The 445-nt window shown below is 71.0% G+C and carries 1 protein-coding gene; it reads left to right on the top strand.

From position 1 onward, the window contains the following. Positions 1–77: 77 nt before the first annotated feature. The coding region (locus I6F37_RS40010; protein WP_225154380.1) for an AAA family ATPase at positions 78–445 on the top strand (368 nt) is incomplete at its 3' end.

Here is a 445-nt window from a genome sequence, read left to right as displayed (position 1 = left end):
GCTCGCCCAGAACTAGAGGCGTCAGCCTCGGCGAAGGCTGACATTGGTGATCGGCCGTGACACGATGGGCGGTAGCCATGACAGCCGCGATCGTGGGCAGAGAAGACGAGGTCGGGGCGCTCTGCGCCTTCTTCGACGGTGAGGCCGCGTCAGGATCGGCGGCGCTTGCGCTCGAGGGCGAAGCTGGGATCGGCAAGTCCACGCTTTGGCGGGCGGCGGTCGAAGAGGCACGCGGGCGCGGGCTTCGCGTCCTCTCGACCAGGACGGTCGAATCAGAGCGTGCCCTCGCACACGTCGGCCTCGGCGACCTGCTCGACGACGTCCTCGACGAGGTCCTGCCCGCACTGAGCCTGCCGCGGCGGCGCGCGCTCGAGGTCGCGCTGCTCGTCGCGGAAGCGGAGGAGCGGCGCGTCGACTCGCGTGCGCTCGGCGTCGCGGTTCGCAC

The sequence above is a fragment of the Bradyrhizobium sp. NBAIM08 genome (assembly GCF_020193935.1).
GTDB lineage: Bacteria > Pseudomonadota > Alphaproteobacteria > Rhizobiales > Xanthobacteraceae > Bradyrhizobium > Bradyrhizobium yuanmingense.
The sequence above is the reverse complement of the archived record's forward strand: the minus strand, read 5'-3'. Positions and strand labels throughout refer to the sequence as shown.